At 68.7% G+C, this 18856-nt stretch carries 17 protein-coding genes; 10 read left to right on the top strand and 7 right to left on the bottom strand.

Features of this window, described 5'->3' with window-relative positions:
* Position 1 precedes the first annotated feature (1 nt).
* Together EOT10_RS27620 and glgB are read left to right on the top strand one after the other, a co-directional pair.
* Positions 2–1450: a maltokinase N-terminal cap-like domain-containing protein gene (locus tag EOT10_RS27620; protein ID WP_223281242.1), complete on the top strand. Its 1449-nt coding sequence runs from the start codon at positions 2–4 to the stop codon at positions 1448–1450.
* Positions 1447–3648 (top strand): 1,4-alpha-glucan branching enzyme, encoded by a 2202-nt coding sequence (gene glgB / locus EOT10_RS27615; protein WP_127831051.1) that lies wholly within the window; start codon positions 1447–1449, stop codon positions 3646–3648. The genes EOT10_RS27620 and glgB overlap by 4 nt, the downstream gene beginning before the upstream one ends.
* Here the strand turns inward: glgB and EOT10_RS27610 are convergent.
* The 5 genes from EOT10_RS27610 to EOT10_RS27590 form a co-directional block, all read right to left on the bottom strand.
* A complete protein-coding gene (locus EOT10_RS27610) occupies positions 3635–5902 on the bottom strand; it encodes a HelD family protein (protein ID WP_127831050.1) in 2268 nt (755 codons plus the stop codon). The genes glgB and EOT10_RS27610 overlap by 14 nt on opposite strands.
* 177 nt (positions 5903–6079) lie before the next feature.
* Entirely contained in the window at positions 6080–6406 is a 327-nt protein-coding gene (trxA, locus tag EOT10_RS27605) for a thioredoxin (RefSeq protein ID WP_127831049.1), read from the bottom strand.
* Position 6407: 1 nt separating this feature from the next.
* Positions 6408–6815, bottom strand: coding sequence for a MerR family transcriptional regulator (locus EOT10_RS27600; protein WP_127831048.1), 408 nt, complete (start codon positions 6813–6815; stop codon positions 6408–6410).
* A 116-nt stretch (positions 6816–6931) separates the two neighbouring features.
* Positions 6932–7495: an isochorismatase family protein gene (locus EOT10_RS27595; RefSeq protein WP_127831047.1), complete on the bottom strand. Its 564-nt coding sequence runs from the start codon at positions 7493–7495 to the stop codon at positions 6932–6934.
* 85 nt (positions 7496–7580) lie between these two features.
* Positions 7581–8183 (bottom strand): hypothetical protein, encoded by a 603-nt coding sequence (locus EOT10_RS27590; RefSeq protein WP_127831046.1) that lies wholly within the window; start codon positions 8181–8183, stop codon positions 7581–7583.
* A 307-nt stretch (positions 8184–8490) separates the two neighbouring features.
* On the opposite strand from EOT10_RS27590, the gene EOT10_RS27585 reads away from it, so the two are divergent.
* The 5 genes from EOT10_RS27585 (at position 8491) to EOT10_RS27560 (ending at position 12236) form a co-directional block, all read left to right on the top strand.
* Positions 8491–8721: a Scr1 family TA system antitoxin-like transcriptional regulator gene (locus EOT10_RS27585; protein ID WP_223281241.1), complete on the top strand. Its 231-nt coding sequence runs from the start codon at positions 8491–8493 to the stop codon at positions 8719–8721.
* Between the two features lie 7 nt (positions 8722–8728).
* Positions 8729–8929 carry a DUF397 domain-containing protein gene (locus EOT10_RS27580; protein ID WP_127831045.1) on the top strand — a complete coding sequence of 67 codons (201 nt, stop codon included), beginning with the start codon at positions 8729–8731 and terminating at the stop codon, positions 8927–8929.
* A 213-nt stretch (positions 8930–9142) separates the two neighbouring features.
* A complete protein-coding gene (locus EOT10_RS27575) occupies positions 9143–9556 on the top strand; it encodes a hypothetical protein (protein WP_223281240.1) in 414 nt (137 codons plus the stop codon).
* Between the two features lie 59 nt (positions 9557–9615).
* On the top strand, positions 9616–10899 hold the full coding sequence (locus EOT10_RS27570) for a DUF7224 domain-containing protein (protein WP_189492140.1): 1284 nt from the start codon (positions 9616–9618) through the stop codon (positions 10897–10899).
* A gap of 587 nt (positions 10900–11486) precedes the next feature.
* Positions 11487–12236, top strand: a complete 750-nt coding sequence (locus EOT10_RS27560) for an ATP-binding cassette domain-containing protein (RefSeq protein WP_127831043.1) — start codon at positions 11487–11489, stop codon at positions 12234–12236.
* Between the two features lie 35 nt (positions 12237–12271).
* Here the strand turns inward: EOT10_RS27560 and EOT10_RS27555 are convergent, their stop codons facing one another.
* Positions 12272–13948, bottom strand: a complete 1677-nt coding sequence (locus EOT10_RS27555; protein ID WP_127831042.1) for an MFS transporter — start codon at positions 13946–13948, stop codon at positions 12272–12274.
* A gap of 176 nt (positions 13949–14124) precedes the next feature.
* On the opposite strand from EOT10_RS27555, the gene EOT10_RS27550 reads away from it, so the two are divergent.
* Positions 14125–14721: a TetR/AcrR family transcriptional regulator gene (locus EOT10_RS27550; RefSeq protein WP_223281239.1), complete on the top strand. Its 597-nt coding sequence runs from the start codon at positions 14125–14127 to the stop codon at positions 14719–14721.
* Between the two features lie 25 nt (positions 14722–14746).
* On the opposite strand, the gene EOT10_RS27545 is transcribed toward EOT10_RS27550, so the two are convergent.
* Positions 14747–16123 (bottom strand): cation:dicarboxylate symporter family transporter, encoded by a 1377-nt coding sequence (locus EOT10_RS27545; RefSeq protein ID WP_127831040.1) that lies wholly within the window; start codon positions 16121–16123, stop codon positions 14747–14749.
* Between the two features lie 240 nt (positions 16124–16363).
* On the opposite strand from EOT10_RS27545, the gene EOT10_RS27540 reads away from it, so the two are divergent.
* Together EOT10_RS27540 and EOT10_RS27535 are read left to right on the top strand one after the other, a co-directional pair.
* Positions 16364–18064, top strand: coding sequence for a sensor histidine kinase (locus EOT10_RS27540; protein ID WP_127831039.1), 1701 nt, complete (start codon positions 16364–16366; stop codon positions 18062–18064).
* Positions 18061–18759 carry a response regulator gene (locus tag EOT10_RS27535; protein WP_127831038.1) on the top strand — a complete coding sequence of 233 codons (699 nt, stop codon included), beginning with the start codon at positions 18061–18063 and terminating at the stop codon, positions 18757–18759. Before EOT10_RS27540 ends, EOT10_RS27535 begins: the two co-directional genes overlap by 4 nt.
* The last annotated feature ends 97 nt before the right edge of the window (positions 18760–18856 follow it).

Here is an 18856-nt window from a genome sequence, read left to right as displayed (position 1 = left end):
CATGACGGACGCCGGCTTGGCCCCACTCCTGCGCACCTGGCTACCGAGGCAACGCTGGTACGCAGGAACAACAACACCCTCCATAAAAACCCTCTCCACCACCCACCTCACCCCTCCCTCCCCCACACACCCAGCCCTGATCCAAACCCTGATAAAAACCGACCCCCACCACACCTACCAACTCCTCCTGGGCGTACGCGAGACGCTCCCGTCCCACCTGGCCCCCGCCCTCATAGGCCACATCACAGAGGGCCCCCTGGCAGGCCAAACGGTCTACGAGGCCTTACTGGACCCCCGCCTCACGAACGTCCTCCTGGAACGCCTGCGCCACCCGGGAACCCTGGGCAACCTCCGCTTCACCAAAGACGGTTCAACAACAATCCCCCCCGCCCTCCCCTCGCGCCCCCTCACCACAGAGCAGTCCAACACGTCACTCATCTACGGGGACAAATTCATCCTCAAGGTGTTCCGCCAAGTAACCCCGGGCCGGAACCCGGACCTGGAACTCCAACAATCAATCTCCGCCGAGGGCTGCGCCCACACCCTCCCCCCGGTCGCCTGGTTCGAGACAACACACAAAGACCCCCACACCCTGGCCATCCTCCAGCCCTACCTAAAAAGCTCACAGGACGCCTGGGAACTAGCCCTCAGCTCACCGGACTTCACCCACGAGGCACACGAACTGGGCCGCGCAACCGCGGACATCCACCTGTCCCTGGCCCGAGCCCTCCCCACGGTCACCCTGGCCCGCACACACACGGCACAACTGGCACAGGCAATGAAGAACCGCCTGACCGAAGCAACGAAGTCAGTCCCCGCCCTGCACCCCTACGCCTCCGCCCTGCACAAGGCGTTCGACGCACTGGCCTCCGACACGACGCCCCGCACGGCCCAACGCGTACACGGAGACCTCCACCTGGGCCAGTGCCTGCGCTCCCCCGAGGGCACCTGGTCGATCATCGACTTCGAGGGCGAACCCGCCCGCCCCCTTGCCGAACGCCGCCTCCCGCACCCACCGGCACGCGACATAGCCGGCATGCTCCGCTCCTTCGACTACGCGTCGGGCACAAACCCCAACTGGTCGGCGCGCTGCAGGGACGCGTACTGCGAGGGCTACACACGAACAACGGGCCACGACCCCCGCACGGACCCGGTCCTCCTCCGCGCGTACGAGACGGACAAAGCCATATACGAGACGGTCTACGAGGCACAGCACCGCCCGGACTGGCTGCGGATCCCGATGCGAGCGATAGCCCGCCTGGCAGGCGAAACGGCCCCGCGGCCGCCCACGTACGAGAGGGGACGTGGCGGTGTGTGCGCGCGCAGCACGCCGGCGCAGACTCCGTGCACGGATGAAGGGGGCGCAGGAGAAGGGATGGCGAGCACGTACACACCGCCGCGGCCCCGCCCCACGACGCAGGACCCGACGAGCCGGGAGGCCGCGCAATGAAAGAGCACACTTCCCCGGTCCCTCCAGAGGACCGCACCCGCCTCCTGGCAGGCACGCACCACGCCCCCCACGCAACCCTGGGCGCCCGCCCCACCCCCACCGGCACAGCGTTCCGGGCCCTACGCCCCTACGCCCGCAAGGTCACCCTCACAACACAAAACAAAACAATCCCGCTGCACAACGACGGCGAGGGCTTCTTCTCGGCCCTGGTGAACGCCCCGGTCCCCCGTGACTACCGCCTGCACATCACCTACGACACCGCAGAGCTGATCACCCCGGACCCCTACGCCCTGCTCCCCTCCCTGTCGGAGTTCGACCTGCACCTGATCACAGAGGGCCGCCACGAAGAACTCTGGCAAGCCCTGGGCGCCCACCCCATGACGCACCAGGACATCCAGGGCACCCGCTTCACGCTCTGGGCCCCCAACGCGCAGGGCGTCCGCGTCGTGGGCGACTTCAACCACTGGGACGGCACGGGCTTCCCGATGCGCTCCCTCGGCGCATCGGGCGTCTGGGAACTCTTCATCCCGCACCTAGCCGAAGGCGAGCTGTACAAGTTCGAGATCACCCGCCCGGACGGCTCGAAGACGCTGCGCGCCGACCCCCTGGCCCGCCGCACGGAAACCCCACCGGCCAACGCCTCGATCACGGAGAGCTCGCACCACACCTGGCACGACAACGACTGGATGGCGACCCGCGGCACCTGCACACCCCCACCCCACGAGGCCCCGCTCTCGATCTACGAGATCCACCTCCCGTCCTGGCGCCCGGGCCTGACCTACCTCCAACTGGCGACCCAACTCCCGGCCTACGTATCCGACCTGGGCTTCACGCACGTAGAACTGATGCCGATAGCGGAGCACCCGTTCGGCGGCTCATGGGGCTACCAGGTAACAGGCTTCTACGCGCCCACGGCCCGCCTGGGCACCCCCGACGACTTCCGCCACTTGGTGGACGCCCTGCACCAGGCCGGCATCGGCGTGATCATGGACTGGGTCCCGGCCCACTTCCCTCGCGACGACTGGGCGCTGGCGGAGTTCGACGGCCGGACACTCTACGAGCACGAGGACCCGTCGCGGGCGGCGCACCCGGACTGGGGAACCCTGGAGTTCGACTACGGCCGCAAGGAGGTCCGTAACTTCCTGGTGGCCAACGCCGTGTACTGGTGCGAGGAGTTCCACATAGACGGCCTGCGCGTGGACGCGGTCGCGTCAATGCTCTACCTGGACTACTCGCGCGAGAACGGGGACTGGACCCCGAACGAATACGGCGGCAGGGAGAACCTGGACGCGGTGGAGTTCCTCCAGGAGATGAACGCGACGCTGTACCGCCGGTGCCCCGGCGTAGTAACCATCGCGGAGGAATCAACAGCCTGGGACGGAGTTACCCGCGCAACCCACCACAAGGGCCCAACAGGCTTCGGCGGCCTAGGCTTCGGCCTGAAGTGGAACATGGGCTGGATGCACGACTCGCTCGACTACGCGTCCCACGACCCCATCCACCGAGCGCACCACCACGACGAGATGACGTTCTCGATGGTGTACGCGTACAGCGAGAACTACGTCCTGCCGATTTCGCACGACGAGGTGGTGCACGGCAAGCGTTCCCTGGTGTCCAAGATGCCGGGCGACTGGTGGCAGCAACGCGCCACGCACCGCGCCTACCTGGGCTTCATGTGGTCCCACCCGGGCAAGCAACTCCTCTTCATGGGACAGGAGTTCGCGCAGGGGGCGGAGTGGTCGGAGGCGCACGGCCCGGACTGGTGGCTGCTGGACCCGTCCTACCCGGCCGAACCCGACCACCGAGGCGTACGGGACCTGACCCGCGCCCTGAACAAGACCTACCGAACCACACCCGCCCTCTGGCAGCGGGACACGGACCCGACGGGCTTCGAGTGGATCGTGGGAGACGCGGCGCAGGACAACGTCTTCGCGTTCCTGCGCCGCGCAGCGGACGGCACACCACTCCTGGCCGTCTCGAACTTCTCACCGGTGGTCCGGGACGGCTACCGCCTGGGCGCCCCCGACGACATCCCGGCCTGGCACGAAGTCCTCAACACCGACGACGCCCGCTACGGCGGCAGCGGCGTCACGAACCCGGACCCGGTCAAACCAGAACCGCACGCCGCACACGGCCACCCGGCAAGCATCCGCCTCAAGCTCCCCCCGCTGGCCACGGTCTGGCTCAGGCCTGCGTGACCAGCACCCCCTGGAGCGAATCGGGCAGCTCCCCACCATGCACAACGCCAAGCGTCTGCGTGGCCCGCGTCAGCGCGACATACAAATCACTGACCCCAAATTCCCCCGGCTCGACCACGATGACACGGTCGAACTCGAGCCCCTTGGCCTGCCGAGGATCGAGCAGCACCAGATGTTTGGTCAGATCAGGCTCACCACCGGCCACCACCCCCGGAAGCCGAGCGGCCAGCGCCCCGTGCAGCCGGCGGGGCGCGATCACGGCGAGCCGCCCCTCCTCAGGGGTGGCGGCGACAGCCTCCTCGGCCACCGCACCCACCACGTCACCGTCGGAGCCGTCGGAGCCGTCGGAGACATCCCGCACCCACGGCCGAACCCCCGTGGACCGAACCGACGAGGGCGGCTCGAACCCGGGATGCCCATCCCGCAGCACCACTGCCGCCACGTCCATGATCTCGGACGGAGTCCGATAGTTGACGCCGAGCCGAGTGTGCTCCCAGCGGTCCTCGACGTAGGGCGCGAGGATCTTCTCCCAAGAGCCGACGCCGGCCTCCTCGGCGGTCTGCGCCGGGTCGCCGACCAGCGTCATGGACCGCGTGGGCGAGCGCCGCATGAGCAGCCGCCACGCCATCGGCGACAGCTCCTGCGCCTCGTCGACGATGATGTGCCCGAAGGCCCAGGTCCGGTCGGCCGCCGCGCGCTCGGCGGCGCTGCGGTGGTCCTCTTCCTCGTACCAGTCGGCGACCCGGTCGGCGTCGACGATGTCGTGCGCGGCGAGCACCTCGGACTCGTCCTCGTCCTCGAACTCGTACGTCTCCGAGCCGCGCGACAGGTCCAGCACACCCTGCGCGTAGGCGATCCGCTCCTGCCGGGCGGCCTCCGCGGCGGCCCGCTCGGCCGCGTCGTCGACGCCGAGCAGCTCGGCGGCCTCGTCGAGAAGCGGAACGTCGGCGGGTGTCCAGTCACCGGGCCCCGTCACCTCACGCCGGACGGCCTTCGCGTCCTCGTCGTCGAGGTGCACGGGCTCGGCGAGGAAGTCGGCGACGAACGCTTCCGGTGTGAGCTGGGGCCACAACTCCTCGATGGCGGCGTGCACTTCATGACTCGCGGCAACGCCCTTGCCGAGCAGGGCGAGGTCGTCGGGCCCGAGGAAGTTCGGCCCGCCGTAGGGGTCGGCGCCGATGCGCTCGGCGAGCTGCGCGGTGAGCGCGTCAATGATGCGGAAGGCGAAGTGGGGCCGGGCGAGGTTGTGCGGCAGCAAGGTGTCGCGGGCGCCCTGCCGGGCCTCGTAGGCGATCTCCCAGTCGAGGATCAGGTCGCCGTCGTCGTGCGGAATGACCAACGGCGCGCCGGGTTCCGGGAGTTGCTGCCGATCGCGGACGGCGAGGGCGAGGGCGTCCACCATGGTCTCGGCGCCCTTGACGGCGGCGGCGTGCGGGGTGTCCTCGGCGGTGGCGTGCACGCCGGGGAAGAGTTCGCCGAGCGAGGCGAGCAGCACACCGGTCTCGCCGAGCGCGGGCAGGACCTCGCCGATGTAGCCGAGGAAGGCGGGGTTGGGGCCGACGATGAGGACGGCGCGCTTGGCGAGGAGTTCCCGCTGCTCGTACAGCAGGAAGGCGGCCCGGTGCAGGGCGACGGCGGTCTTGCCCGTACCCGGCCCGCCCTCCACCACCAGAACACCCCGGTGGGAGTGGCGGATGATGCGGTCCTGCTCGGCCTGGATGGTCTGCACGATGTCGCCCATGCGGCCGGTGCGGGCCGAGTTCAGGGCGGCGAGCAGGACGGCGTCGCCGGTCGGGTCCTCGAACCCGGTGCGTTCCTCGTCGCCGAGGTCGAGGATCTCGTCGTGCAGCGCGGTGACGGTGCGGCCCTCGGTGGTGAGGTGGCGGCGCCGCCTGATGTCCATGGGCGTGTGCCCGGTGGCGAGATAGAAAGGCCGGGCGACGGGTGCGCGCCAGTCGATCAGAATCGGGGTGTGCGCGGTGTCGTCCGCGCGAATTCCGATCCGCCCGATGTGATGGACCGCGCCGCCGGCCTTTTCGGTGAGATCGATACGTCCGAAGCAGAGCGAACCGTCGACCGCGTTCAGCGCGGCGAGCAGGCCGGAACGCTCGACGACGAGGAGATCCCGTTCGAGCCGCGCCTGCTGGCCGGTGCCGACCGGGATCAGGGCGTCCGTGACCGACTCCGCGGCGTCACCGCGGAGCACATCCACGCGCGCGTAAAGCCGGTCGATGAATTCCTGCTCTTTCTGCAATTCAGCGATTTCACGCGCTTCACGGGTTGACAAAGCGGCTCCCTGCCAGGTACGGTGTGGTTATTCGGCCCCCTGTGAGGGGCCTTTTCTGTGGGCACACAGAAACACCGAATATACCCCCTGGCAGTGCCTCGACGCACCCCGGGTTTTCTTCACCCTCAATTCATTGTGCTCCGGTCAGATGACCTCGGCCAATTCCTCAAGCAGCCGCCGCTTCGGGCGTGCCCCGACCCGTGACCAGACCGGCTCGCCGTCCTTGAAGACCATGAGCGTCGGCATGGACAGGACGCCGTAACGCGTCGCGGTCTCCGGGTTGCGGTCCACGTCGATCACCACGACGTCGAGCCGCTCCCGCTCCTCGTCCGCGATGGAGCGAAGCACCGGCGCGAGCTGCCGGCACGGCCCGCACCAGTCCGCGGTGAACTCCACCAGGACCGGCCGCCCGGCCCCCAGCACCTCTCCGTCGAAGTCCGCATCCGTGACGCCCCTCAGATCCGTACCCACTTCACCCTCCCAGTTCGCAGCGCGGCGACGGATGATCCTCGGCCGCCAGCGCGTCCATGACCTTCTCGGCACGCTCCAACTGCGCGCCGACGCTCTCCCTCACGGCGGTCAACTCGCCGATCAGCGCATCGAGTTCGCCGAGCTTGCGCCGGTACACGGCGAGCGAGGCGGGGCAGGAGTCACCCTCCGGATGCCCGGCACGCAGACACTCCACGAAGGGCCGAGTCTCTTCAAGCTCGAACCCGAAGTCCTGCAGCGTACGAATCTGCTCCAGTGCCCGCAGATCCGCCTCGTCGTACTCCCGGTACCCGTTCCCGCCCCGCCGCGCGGGCAGCAGCCCGCGCGACTCGTAGTACCTCAACGTCCGCGTGGTGGTCCCGGCCCGCTCGGCCAGCTCTCCGATGCGCATGTCCCCGACGGTAGACCTTGACGCCGACGTCAAGGCCAGCCCCTGCTGGGAATGGCCTGCGCCTCCCCCGGGCCAGAAGGAGCAGTACCCGGCGATCACCTCCGGAGGAACCTGTGTCAGCGCTGTCCGAAGACCACATCCGCCGTGGTCACCGTCGCCGCCGTCCGCCCCGGGGCGCGCTGCCCCGCCCAGTACAGATTCATATGGGCGATCACCTTGTCCGGGGTCGGCGCCCCGTACTCGCTCAGGTCCTCCGTCGTGTGCGCGTCGGAGACCAGCGTCACGTCGTAGCCACGGGTCAGGGCGCCGTGGATCGTGGACCGGACGCAGAAGTCGGTCGCGGACCCGGCCACGACGAGATGCCCGACGCCGCGCTCCGCGAGCCGCCGCTCCAGGTCCGTGTCCTCGAAGGAGTCGCGGTACGTCTTGTGGACCACGGCCTCGCCCTCGCGCCGCTCCGCCAACTCCGGTACGTACTCCCAGGCCTCGCTCCCCCGCTTCAGTTCGTCGTCGTCGGAGTGCTGCACCCACACCACGGGCGCCTCCTGGGACCTGGCCCGGTCGACCAGCGACACGATGTTCGCCAGGACACGGTCACGGTCGTGGGCGGTCGCCACCACTCCGATCTGCACGTCTATGACGAGGAGGGCGGTGTGCGGGCGATCGGGCAGGGTGGTCATGGGCGCTCCGTCCGGGTCGTGGCCGAGGATTCGACCGTGCCCCACGGTAGACAAGCCCTCCGACAACAGCGCAAGGCGCCAGTCCCTATGCCGAGGCGCCCGTACCCTTCGCGCCGCCCTTGCCCAGGTTCCAGGGCTCGGCGGTGTACTTTCCCGGGGCGAACCGCTCGACTGCGTCAACGATCAAGGCAGAGTGATGCGGCCTCCGCCGGCGCCAGAGGGAGTTTCCGAGCGAGTAGAGGATTACTATTCTCGGCCCGCCAACGGCGATCGGCTTCTCCGGGAGAGCCCCCTCCTTCACCACCAACAGCAGCAGACTCTGCCTGCTGTTGAACCGAACCTGGTCGATACCAGCCCACCGCACGGTCTCCGTGCCCCCACGCCACACCTTGCTCATGCCCATGGGATCGATGCGCAGGGCCGGATATCGCGACGTGATGGCGATGAGCAGCAGCAGACTCACTACTCCCCCCATCACCGGTAGTCCCACATAGCCGGCGACACCCACGTCACCCATGAGCCCCATGTCTTCACCCATGATCAGCACGGCAACCACAAAGAGAATGAGTCCTTCGAGGAGCACCAGGCAGAGCATCGCCGCGAGGATCAAACCGAGGTAGAACCCGCCGCGGCGCGACCGCTCAGCGGGGAGCCAAAGCCCTTCGGTGGTGTTGAAGGGTGTGGTCATGATGTGTCCTTCGTCAACTCTCGGGCGGCGAGTGCGTGAAGAACAGCTCCTCGCTGGCGAAGCGTGATGGGACATCCCGTATGAACTGTCCAGGCTGACAGCGCAATGTCAACATGTGAACTGCCCCCGCACCGCGCGGAGTTCCTCCCGCCGCCCATGAGGCGCCATCCGCGCCCGGACCGCCTTACCGAGGTCCGGGCGCAGGAACCAGTCAAGTTCCAGGGCGAGTTGACGTACGACCGTCAGGCCGCGGCCGTGCTCGCCCTCCGGGCACGGATCCGTCACCGGAAAGACGGGCAACGGGTCCGTGCTCCCGTTCCGCCGCAGCTACCGCTCCACGAACGATTTCGCCATCCTCGACTTCGGCGACGCCCTGCCGCAGCGCGTACAGGCCGACAGTGCCTGGGGCTCAGTGTCGACCTCGGACAAGCCGCGCGAAGTGGACCGTTTTCAGCGGCGGTTCGACGCCATGGTCGCGTCGGCGCTGCCACCCGAGGACACTCCGGACCTTCCGCGCCGACTAGAACGAGAGCTGTAGGCCAACTATGCCCACCCACCGCACCTCCGCCGATGTCGCTCCTGAGCACGCGTGGCTCAAGTCGACGTGCAGCGACCCCGGCCAGAACTGCGTAGAAGTCGCCGAGACTCCCACCGGAATAGGTGTCCGTGACTCGAAGAACCCCACAGGCCCGGCCCTCCTCCTCACCCCCGAGATCTGGCAGCACTTCATCAACTACCTGGCCTGAGCCCGTAAGTTCACCCCGGCCGAACACTTCCCTGCCGGGGCCGTCCTCCTTGAAGAGCGTTTCGTCCCGCCGAGGTTGTTCGGTGACAACTCCAGAGGTGAGCGATGGCCGCTGGAGGGGCTGATACAGTCCCCCAGCCTTTCGGTCTTCAGTTCGAGGGGGGGCCTCGACAACCGGAAGGACAAGGGGGGTTTCCCTTTGTCGGGAAGACGTTTGCGTAACTTCTGTGTCGTCGCGGGGACTGCCGCCGCACTCACGATCGCCACCGCTACGGGAGCTTGGGCGAACTGGAGCAAGTCTCCTTTCAGCCTGGTCCAGGGGACCACTTCTCAGCAGTGGGTCGATGAGCAGTACAACGAGTTTCACTTCACTGGCTGTGACCAGGCGGGAACTTCGAACAGCGTCAATGTAGCGCTGTGGCAGCAGATCGACTTTGGCACGGACACGAAAATAGACACGTCGACGCTCACCAACTGCTTCAACGGGGCTGGGTACACGAGCACAGCGACCCAGTCCAATCTGCCGTACGACAGCTATTACCTTGAAGTCACCAAGCTCGGTTCGGGGTGCGGAGCTTGTACTGGTGCTGCTGACAAAGTGAGTGTAGACACAACCCTGGCTGACTGATCCTGCCGGGCCGTCACACAATGTGCGGCGGCCCGGATTTGTTCTCCATTCGAGGGTTCATGCGTTTCTCCTCTGCTCTACGCACGCATCCAGCCGTGCTGGCCTTCCCTGTAATTGGCCTCTTCTTCACCTACGTCTTCCTCACGACTACCCGCAACATTCAGCCGCTCATTGCGGTTCCGTGGCCCGCTCAGGTCGCGTCGTATGCCGTGCATGCCCCGCTCCCGATGGCGGCCGCGGCCGTGGCAGGCCTGGCCGCGGTTGAAGCGACACGACTGCGAGCCCTGGGCACCTGGGAGTTGGGCGCAGCGCGCTCCACGTGGCGCATTGCAGTCCAACCCATCCTCATCGCCGTGCTCTCCCTGTCTGCCCTCACCGCCGGCGTCATGGCCGGCGGGCTGTGGGTGGTCGGAGTCCTTCCCGATCTGTACGTGTTGCAGCTGATGGGGATCGTCGTCGTCCTGCTCACTGCGCACGCCGTCATCGGATTCGTCGTAGGGCGCAGATTCCATGCGCTGTACGCCGCGCCGCTCGTAGCCGTGGCGGTATTCATCGGGATCAGTTTTCCCCTGGGGACGGACAGTTACTGGGCGCACCATGTCACTGGGTCCATCTCCTGGGTGGGGTTCGGAGAGACGTACTCACTGGCCATGACGGCAGCCGCAGTGCTGCCGACGGTGTGTCTGGCGCTTGCCTGCGTTGTACTCGCATGGCGCCGGCGTATCGACGTCGCCTCTGTTGCCGCGTCCCTCGCTATCGCGGTCAGTGGCCTACTCGGCGCGTACAGCATCACCAAAGACTGGCGTGCAATCGCGCCGGCAGCCAAGGGCTTGGCCCCTATCACCTGCGAAGGAGACACGCCTGAAGTCTGCGTGCCGACAGCCGGCTCCCGGCACATCAGGGAGATTCAGGCCAAACTCGCCAAGATGACAGGCCAATTGCAGGCCGGGGGCGTCATCACTGAGCAGCCCACCCGCATCACCGACCGCACCGTGGCCGAAGCTCAGCACCTCGACACCAGAGGGGAGCATTGGACACTCAGCCTGGTGCCCGGCAACGCGGACCAGGCCCTTCGGGAGAACATCGCCATATCGGTCGTCGGGATGCCCTGCGCGGAACCGGACTGGAACGCTCTGCACTACAACACCCTCTGGGTCGCCCGGACCATAGGTGTGGAGAGCGATTACCTTGCCTGGCTGTCCCATGAGACCCAACAGTTCAAGCAAGGGCCGAGTCGAGGACAGCTCCTCGCCGAGATGACCAGAGTGAACAAGCTTCCACCGCAACAGCAGAAGGCCTGGTACTTCGAGCAGCTTCGGCATGCCTGCCGGACAGGTCGCTGAACGTGATCTGGTGGCTGCGACAGCGGGGGGGGCCTGGGCCTGCTGCCCGGCGCCCTGTTGGCTTTCATCCTGAGCGTCGGGCTCACTCTGGACATGGTCCTCGAATTCCCTGCGTTCCTGGGGGATTACGCGGTACCCACAGAGCTCAGCAACTTCTTCTGCCTCATCCCCTCCGTCGCTTTGGTCGTCTGCCTTGAACGGCGAATGCCCTCCGTGGAACGGTCCGCCGTCCGTAGGCTCGACGCGAGGGACATCACGCTGGCATCCGGTTTCGCTGTGCTCGTGACCGCAGTAGCCATCGCGATGTCCCCACTCGGAGCAGAAGCCCTGTGGACAGCGGCGCGCAACAACCTGCTCTTCTGTGGACTCGCCCTGGGCGCCTGGCCACTCCTCGGACACCGGGCGACCCTGCTCCCTGCCTTCTGGATGATTCACTCCATGTTCCTGGGGGGTCGGAGTCGCAACGACCCCTACCCCTGGGTGATCGTCACAGAGCGTGCCCATGTCGTACACGCTGCCGCAGGCGCTGCGGCCGTCTATCTGGCCGGAGTTCTCTCCCTCATCTGTTTCGCACCAAGGACCGACCGATGACTGTGCTGCTCGACCGTGTGACCTTCGGCTATCACCGCTGGATCCGCCCTGTCCTGTCCCGCTTCACCTATGAGGTCCCTGCGCATGGCCTGACCATCCTGCTCGGGCCCAACGGGGCGGGAAAGTCCACCACGATGGCTCTTCTCGCAGGCACGGTCGAGCCGAAGGCAGGCAAAGTCCTGTTCAGCGGCACGGACCTCACATCCGCCAGCCGTGAATACCGTCGCCAGGTGGCCTGGCTTCCTCAGCGTGTGCCCACCTCACGGCAGTTGACCGCCCGCGAGTACGTGGCATACGTCGCCTGGCTGAAGGGCGAGAGCCGCTCCCATGCATGGGAGCGCGCCGGAGCCACCCTCGACCAGGTCGGCCTGGCCGAGCAGGCCGGCCAAAAGACCGCCAATCTTTCCGGGGGCCAACTCCGCCGAGTCGGCATCGCCTGCTCCCTGGCCCACGACGCACGCGTCATCTTGTTGGACGAGCCGACGGCCGGGCTCGACCCTCACCAGCGCACAGTCTTCCGTGACGTGCTGCGAGAGGTCGCGGCGAAGACTCCGGTGCTCATGTCGACTCATGACATCGCCGACCTGGCCGACGAAGCCGACACCGTCACCCTTATGGATGGCGGCCGGGTTCGCCACCATGGCGGGACTCAGAGCTTTCTGGACCACGCGCGCCGTGACGCCGTACCGGCGCGCCGGGCAGAGTCGGCTTACTCCGTCCTCATGGGGCTGGACGGCTCGAAGTGACTTCGTAGCACCCCTTGTTCTCGAGGCCCCCTGCCTCAGCCGTTCGCCACCAGCTCCTTCTCCTCCACCCCCTCAACGGGTTCCGGCTGCTGCCTCGCCCCTCGCCGCGGCAGAAGTACCGCCACCAGAACCGTCCCGACCCCCAGCATTACCGCACCTACCAGACTCGTGTGCGCCACCGCGTCCGAGAAGGCGGAGCCGACCGCGTCGGCCATCTGCCTCGCGCCTCCCGCGAGCTGCTCGGCCTGCGCCTTGAGCTGGGCCGCCTGCTCGGGACTGGTCGCGGCCGCCGCCTTCTCGGCGGCCCGGTGGGCCTGGTCACCGATGCCCTGCGCCACCGCGTAGCCCGCGCCGACCGAGTCCTGCGCGGTGCCCAGCGCGTCGGCGGGCAGTTTCGAACCGGCCGTGTTGTCCGCCAGCCGCGACGAGTACGAGCCGGCCAGGACCGAACCGAGGATCGCGATGCCGAGCGAGCCGCCGAGTTCGAGCGACGTGTCATTGACCGCGCCGCCCACGCCCAGCTCCGACTCGGGAAACGAGCCCATGATCGCGTCGGTGCACGGCGAGAGGGCGAGGCCGATCGCAAGGCCGAGGATGACCAGAGGCACCACGAAGTCCCCGTACGACGACGAGGTGTCGATGCGCGTGAGGAGCGCGAGGGCCGCGGTGCCGCCGACCATGCCGACCGTCACTGTGATCCTCATGCCGATGCGCGGGGTGAGGTACCCCGTGAGCGCCGAGCCCACGAAGACCGCTCCGGCCAACGGCAGCATCCGTACTCCGGTGGCCAGCGCGTCGTAGCCGAGGACGAACTGGAGGTGCTGGGTGAGGTAGTAGAAGGCGCCGAAGACGGCGAGGAAGAAGAGGGCGACCGCGAGGTTCGAGCCGGAGAAGCGGCGGTCCGTGAAGCGGCGGACGTTCAGGACCGGGCGCGGGTGGCGCAGCTCCCACAGGACGAAGGCCACCAGGGCCACGCCCGCGACGACCGCAGCGCCGATCGCCTTGGCGCCCCAGCCGAAGTGCGGGCCCTCGATGATCATGTAGACGACGGCGCCGACCCAGACGACGGAGAGAAGTCCGCCGACGTAGTCGATGCGGTGCTGGTGCGCCGCCTTGGACGGCGGTACGAGGACGAGGGCGCCGACGAGGGCGACGGCGGCCACGGGCACGTTGATCAGGAACGTGGACGACCAGCCGTGGTTGCGCAGGAGCGCGCCGGCGACCAGGGGGCCGGCGGCGATAGCGAGCCCCGCGGTGGCGGTCCACAGCACGATGGCCTTGGCGCGCTCGGCGCTCGGGAAGGTGGCCGCGAGCAGCGACAGCGTGGCGGGCATGATCATGGCCGCGCCGACGCCCATCACCGCGCGGGCCGCGATGACCCCGGCCGAGCTGCCGACGAGCGAGCCCGCGACGGCGCCGCCGCCGAAGACCAGGAGGCCCAGGATGAGTGCGCCGCGTCGGCTGTACTTGTCGCCGATCGCGCCGAGCAGCAGCATCAGGGCCGCGTACGGGACGGTGTAACCGTCGATGACCCACTGGAGGTCGGCGCTGGTCAGGCCGAGGTCCTTGGTCATGTCGGGCGCCGCGACGGTGAGCGCGGTGTTCGCCATCACGATGATCAGCAGGCTCAGACAGAGCACGAGCAGGGCCCACCAGCGGCGGGCGTACGGCCGGTCCATCCCCTCGACCGGCTCCTTCATGACGAGGCGCATTCCTCTGCCACCCTCCGGGGCTCCCTGCCCCTCAGTCCACGAGTCCATGTGTCCGCATGCCCACGGACATTGCACATCAGTGTGCAATTACACAGCAGTGTGCAATTTACGTCACTGCACGGCACTGTGCAAAACCACGCGCGAACAGGGTCGGGACCGGGGTGCAGAATGAGCGCGTGACTTCAGGACGAGCCGACACCAACCGACGCCGCATCCTCGACGTCGCCCTCGCCGAACTGCTGCGCGACCCGGACGCGTCCATGGACCAGATCGCCAGGGCCGCGGGCGTCGTACGGCGCACGGTCTACGGGCACTTCCCCAGCCGCGAGGCGCTCGTCGCCGCGCTGGTCGACGACGCCGTCGCCGCGGTCGAGGCTGCACAAGCCGAGGGACGCGCGGGCGTGACCGACCCCGCCGAGGCCGTGTCCCGCTCCCTGCTCGCCGTATGGAAGGTCGCCGACCGCTACCGCCTGCTTGTCGCCCTCGCGCAGCGCGCAGTCACCGTCGAGGGCATCCGCGCCCGGCTGGCCCCGGTCCGCGACAGCTGCGCCGATCTACTCCAACAAGGCCTGGAATCAGGCGAGTTCATGTCACCTCTGCCGCCGCCTGCCCTCGCGTACGTCCATGAGCAGGTGCTGTTCGGGCTACTCGAAGCGGTCAACGACGGGCTGATCCCAGCAGAAGAGGCGGGCCGCTCCGCCGCGGTCACCGTACTGACCGCGGCAGGCGTACCCGCCTCACGCGCCACCGAACTCGTGGCAAAGATCGACTGACCGTCTGACCGACAGACCGCCCGGCTCACGCCTTGGCGAGCTCCTTCTCCTCGTCGCCGCCACCGCGCTGATCCGGCACGCCCGCCGGGACGGCACCGTCGTCGACGAGCGTCCGCTCGTCGAACGGCAGGTCCCCCGCCAGCACGCGTGCGACCCGGTCCTTGTCGACCTCGCCCGTCCACGTACCGATGAGAAGCGTCGCCACCGCGTTGCCCGCGAAGTTGGTGAGGGCGCGGGCCTCGCTCATGAAGCGGTCGATGCCGATGATCAGGCCGACGCCGTCGACGAGGGCCGGCTTGTGCGACTGGAGTCCGCTGGCGAGGACGGCGATGCCGGAGCCGGAGACACCCGCGGCGCCCTTCGAGGCGACCATCATGAAGAGCAGCAGGCCGATCTGCTGGCCGATGGCCATCGGCTGGTCCATGGCGTCGGCGATGAACAGGGAGGCCATGGTCAGGTAGATCATCGTGCCGTCGAGGTTGAAGGAGTAGCCCGTCGGAACCGTGATGCCGACGACCGGGCGGCTGACGCCCAGGTGCTCCATCTTCGCGATGAGCCGCGGCAGCGCGGACTCGGACGACGAGGTGGACAGGATGAGCAGGAACTCGCGGCCCAGGTACTTCAGGAGCGCGAACAGGTTGTAGCCGGTGGCCAGGCGCAGCAGGGTGCCGAGGACCACGACGACGAAGAGGATGCAGGTGACGTAGAAGCCGAGCATGATCGTGGCGAGTGCCTTGAGGGCGTCCATGCCGGTCTCGCCGATGACGGCCGCCATCGCGCCGAACGCGCCGACGGGCGCGGCCCACATGATCATGCCGAGGACGCGGAAGACCAGCTTCTGGATGTGCTCGACGCCCTTGAGGACCGGCTCACCGGCGCGGCCCATGGCCTGGAGCGCGAAGCCGACGAGGAGCGCGACCAGGAGGGTCTGGAGCACCTGACCCTCGGTGAACGCCGACACCATGGTCAGCGGGATGATCCCGAGGACGAAGTCGACGGGGCCCTCGGCGGCGTCCTTCGCGGCCGTGTGGCCGACGTCCTTGACGGCCTGCGTGAGGTGCATGCCGTCGCCCGGGTGCAGGATGTTGCCGACGACGAGGCCGATGGCGAGCGCGACCACGGACATGACCATGAAGTAGCCGAGCGCGAGGCCGCCGACCTTGCCGATCTTGGCGGCCTTGCGCACGGACCCGACGCCGAGCACGATCGTGCAGAAGATGATCGGCGAGATCATCATCTTGATCAGGTTCACGAAGCCGGTGCCGACCGGCTTGAGCTCCTTGGCGAAGTCGGGCCAGATGAAGCCGACCGCGATGCCGAGCAGGACGGCACCGATGACGGCGATGTACAGATAGTGGGTGCGGTCTCGCTTGGTGGCGGGTGCCACCTGGGTCTCGGCCACGGGTGCCTCCTGACGACGATGTCGGGCGTACGGGTAGGTGCGGGTGGTTCCGGCGTACGGAGAAGGCGTACGGAGAACCTGCACGTACGCGCCATGCGTGCGGCTCACGTCTGGCGAATCCCGGTGACTATCTCCCAGCTGGTGAAGGGCGTCACCCTTCCGTTCATTTAGTTCACGCTTATACGTTCACGCTCGTACCGATATACGTTCACGCTCGTACCGAGAGGCACACTGGGCTCCATGCGCTTCCCCTTCCTGCCACGCGCCCGCAGCCTGGCCGGCCAGCTCTTCGCGATGCAGGTCGTCCTGGTCGCCGTCGTGGTCGCGGGGTGCGCGCTGTTCACGTACGTCAGCGACGGCCGTCAGGCCGAGGAGGCCGCCCGGCGCCAGGCGACGGCGGCGGCGCGGGCGGTCGCGGACGCGCCCTCCGTCCACGAGGCGATCACCGGCGGCGGCGACCCGTCCCGTTCGCTCCAGCCCTACGCGACGGACGTCCAGCGCCACACCGGCGTGGACTTCGTCACGATCATGGATCCGCACGGCATCCGCTGGACCCACCCCGACAAGCGCCGCATAGGCGAGCGCTTCCTCGGCCATATCGGGCCGGCTCTGCGCGGCAGGACCTTCTCGGAGACGTACACGGGCACGCTCGGCCCCTCGGTGCGGGTGGTCACCCCGATCGTCACGGGCCACCGGATCGTCGGTCTGGTCAGCGCGGGCATCACGGTCGAGGAGATCAGCGCGCAGGCGCGCGGCCAGGTCCTCGCGGTGGCCGGCGTCGCGGCGGGCGCGCTCGTCCTCGGCGGCATCGGCACGTACGTGATCAACGCCCGGCTGCGGCGGCACACGCACGGGATGAACGCGACCGAGCTCAGCCGCATGCACGACTACCACCAGGCGGCGCTGCACGCGGTGCGCGAGGGCCTGGTGATGCTCGACGGGCAGCGCAGGATCGCCCTCATCAACGACGGGGCGCGCGAGCTGCTCGGCGTCGGCGAGGAAGGCGGAAGGGAGGGCGGCGGGGAAGGCGGCGAGGGAAGCAGCGGGGAGGGCGGCGGCAAGGACGTGGTCGGCCGTAATGTCGCCGAGCTCGGCCTGCCCGCGCCGCTGACCGGCGCGCTCCTGTCCGCCGAGCCCCGCGTCGACGAGGTGCATCTGACCGCGGACCGCGTGGTCGTCGTGAACACCTCCCCCGTCTCCAGCGGCGACCGGCGCGGCACCGTGGTGACCCTGCGCGACCACACCGAACTCCAGGCGGTGATGGGCGAGTTGGACTCGGAGCGGGGGTTCACGCAGGCGCTGCGCTCGCAGGCCCACGAGGCGGCGAACCGGCTCCACACCGTCGTCTCGCTGATCGAGCTGGGCCGGGCCGACGAGGCGGTCGACTTCGCGACGGCCGAGCTGGAGCTGGCGCAGACCCTCACCGACCAGGTCGTCGCCGCGGTGAACGAGCCGGTGCTCGCCGCGCTCCTGCTGGGCAAGACGGCCCAGGCCAACGAGCGCGGCGTGGAACTCGTGATCTCCGAGGACACCCTCATCGACGACGGTCTGGTGCCGCCTACGCTGCCGGCCCGCGACCTCGTGACGATCCTCGGCAATCTGCTCGACAACGCGGTCGACGCGGCTCAGGGCTCCCCGCACGCGAAGGTGACGGTCACGGCCCGTGCCGAGGACGACACCCTGCTCCTGCGGGTCGCGGACACGGGCCCGGGCGTCGCCGCCCCGCACACGGACGCGGTCTTCGAGCGGGGCTGGTCCACGAAGCCCGCGGGCCCCGGCGGCCGCGGTCGTGGCCTCGGTCTCGCGCTCGTCCAGCAGTCCGTCACCCGCAACGGCGGCACCCTCACCCTGACCGAACACCCCACCGGCGGCGCGCAGTTCACGGTCACGCTGCCTCTCCAGCGCGCGAGCGCGCCCCTGCCCACCGGAGGCATCGCATGACAGAGCCCGGCCCCACCGGCGACGCCATCCGCGTACTGGTCGTCGAGGACGATCCGGTGGCCGCCGACGCGCACGTCCTCTACGTGAACCGGGTCCCCGGATTCACCGCGATCGGCAAGGCCCACACGGCGGCCGAGGCCCATCGCGCCCTGGAGCGCACCCAGGTCGACCTGCTCCTGCTCGACCTGCACCTGCCCGACGGCCACGGGCTGCAGCTGGCGCGCTCACTGCGGGCGGCGGGCCACCACACGGACGTCATCGCGGTCACCTCGGCCCGCGATCTCACGGTCGTCCGCGAAGGGGTGTCGCTCGGCGTCGTGCAGTACGTCCTGAAGCCCTTCACGTTCCCGACGCTGCGCGACCGGCTCGTGCGGTACGCGGAGTACCGGGCGGCGGCGGGCGAGGCGGGCGGCCAGGACGAGGTCGACCGCGCTCTGGCCACGCTGCGCGCCCCCGGCCCGGCGGCGCTCCCCAAGGGGCTGAGCGCGCCGACCCTGGAGCGGGTCACGGCCACTCTGCGCGCCGCCCCCGAGGGCCTGACGGCGGCCGCGGCGGCCGAGTCCGTCGGGATCTCGCGCATCACGGCGCGCCGCTACCTGGAGCATCTGGTCGAGTCGGGCCGCGCGGTCCGCAGCCCCCAGTACGGGCAGGTGGGCCGTCCGGAGCTGCACTACCGGTGGCTCGCAGCGGTGTAGACCATTGGTCAACTCGCCACTCCTGCACGGGGATTGACCTTGCTCGGACCCCGACCGTACGTTCACCGGGCAGCCCCGCTCGGCAAGCCGGCCGGCG

It is taken from the genome of Streptomyces antnestii, assembly GCF_004005495.1.
In the GTDB taxonomy this organism is placed as follows: Bacteria; Actinomycetota; Actinomycetes; order Streptomycetales; family Streptomycetaceae; genus Streptomyces; species Streptomyces antnestii.
The sequence above is the reverse complement of the archived record's forward strand: the minus strand, read 5'-3'. Positions and strand labels throughout refer to the sequence as shown.

Coding starts and splice junctions, on each gene's coding strand:
- EOT10_RS27620 (WP_223281242.1), top strand. CDS start 2: ATGACGGACGCCGGCTTGGCCCCACTCCTGCGCACCTGGCTACCGAGG.
- glgB (WP_127831051.1), top strand. CDS start 1,447: ATGAAAGAGCACACTTCCCCGGTCCCTCCAGAGGACCGCACCCGCCTC.
- EOT10_RS27600 (WP_127831048.1), bottom strand. CDS start 6,815: ATGCGCATCGGAGAGCTGGCCGAGCGGGCCGGGACCACCACGCGGACG.
- EOT10_RS27595 (WP_127831047.1), bottom strand. CDS start 7,495: ATGACCACCCTGCCCGATCGCCCGCACACCGCCCTCCTCGTCATAGAC.
- EOT10_RS27590 (WP_127831046.1), bottom strand. CDS start 8,183: ATGACCACACCCTTCAACACCACCGAAGGGCTTTGGCTCCCCGCTGAG.
- EOT10_RS27580 (WP_127831045.1), top strand. CDS start 8,729: ATGCCCACCCACCGCACCTCCGCCGATGTCGCTCCTGAGCACGCGTGG.
- EOT10_RS27570 (WP_189492140.1), top strand. CDS start 9,616: ATGCGTTTCTCCTCTGCTCTACGCACGCATCCAGCCGTGCTGGCCTTC.
- EOT10_RS27560 (WP_127831043.1), top strand. CDS start 11,487: ATGACTGTGCTGCTCGACCGTGTGACCTTCGGCTATCACCGCTGGATC.
- EOT10_RS27555 (WP_127831042.1), bottom strand. CDS start 13,948: ATGCGCCTCGTCATGAAGGAGCCGGTCGAGGGGATGGACCGGCCGTAC.
- EOT10_RS27540 (WP_127831039.1), top strand. CDS start 16,364: ATGCGCTTCCCCTTCCTGCCACGCGCCCGCAGCCTGGCCGGCCAGCTC.
- EOT10_RS27535 (WP_127831038.1), top strand. CDS start 18,061: ATGACAGAGCCCGGCCCCACCGGCGACGCCATCCGCGTACTGGTCGTC.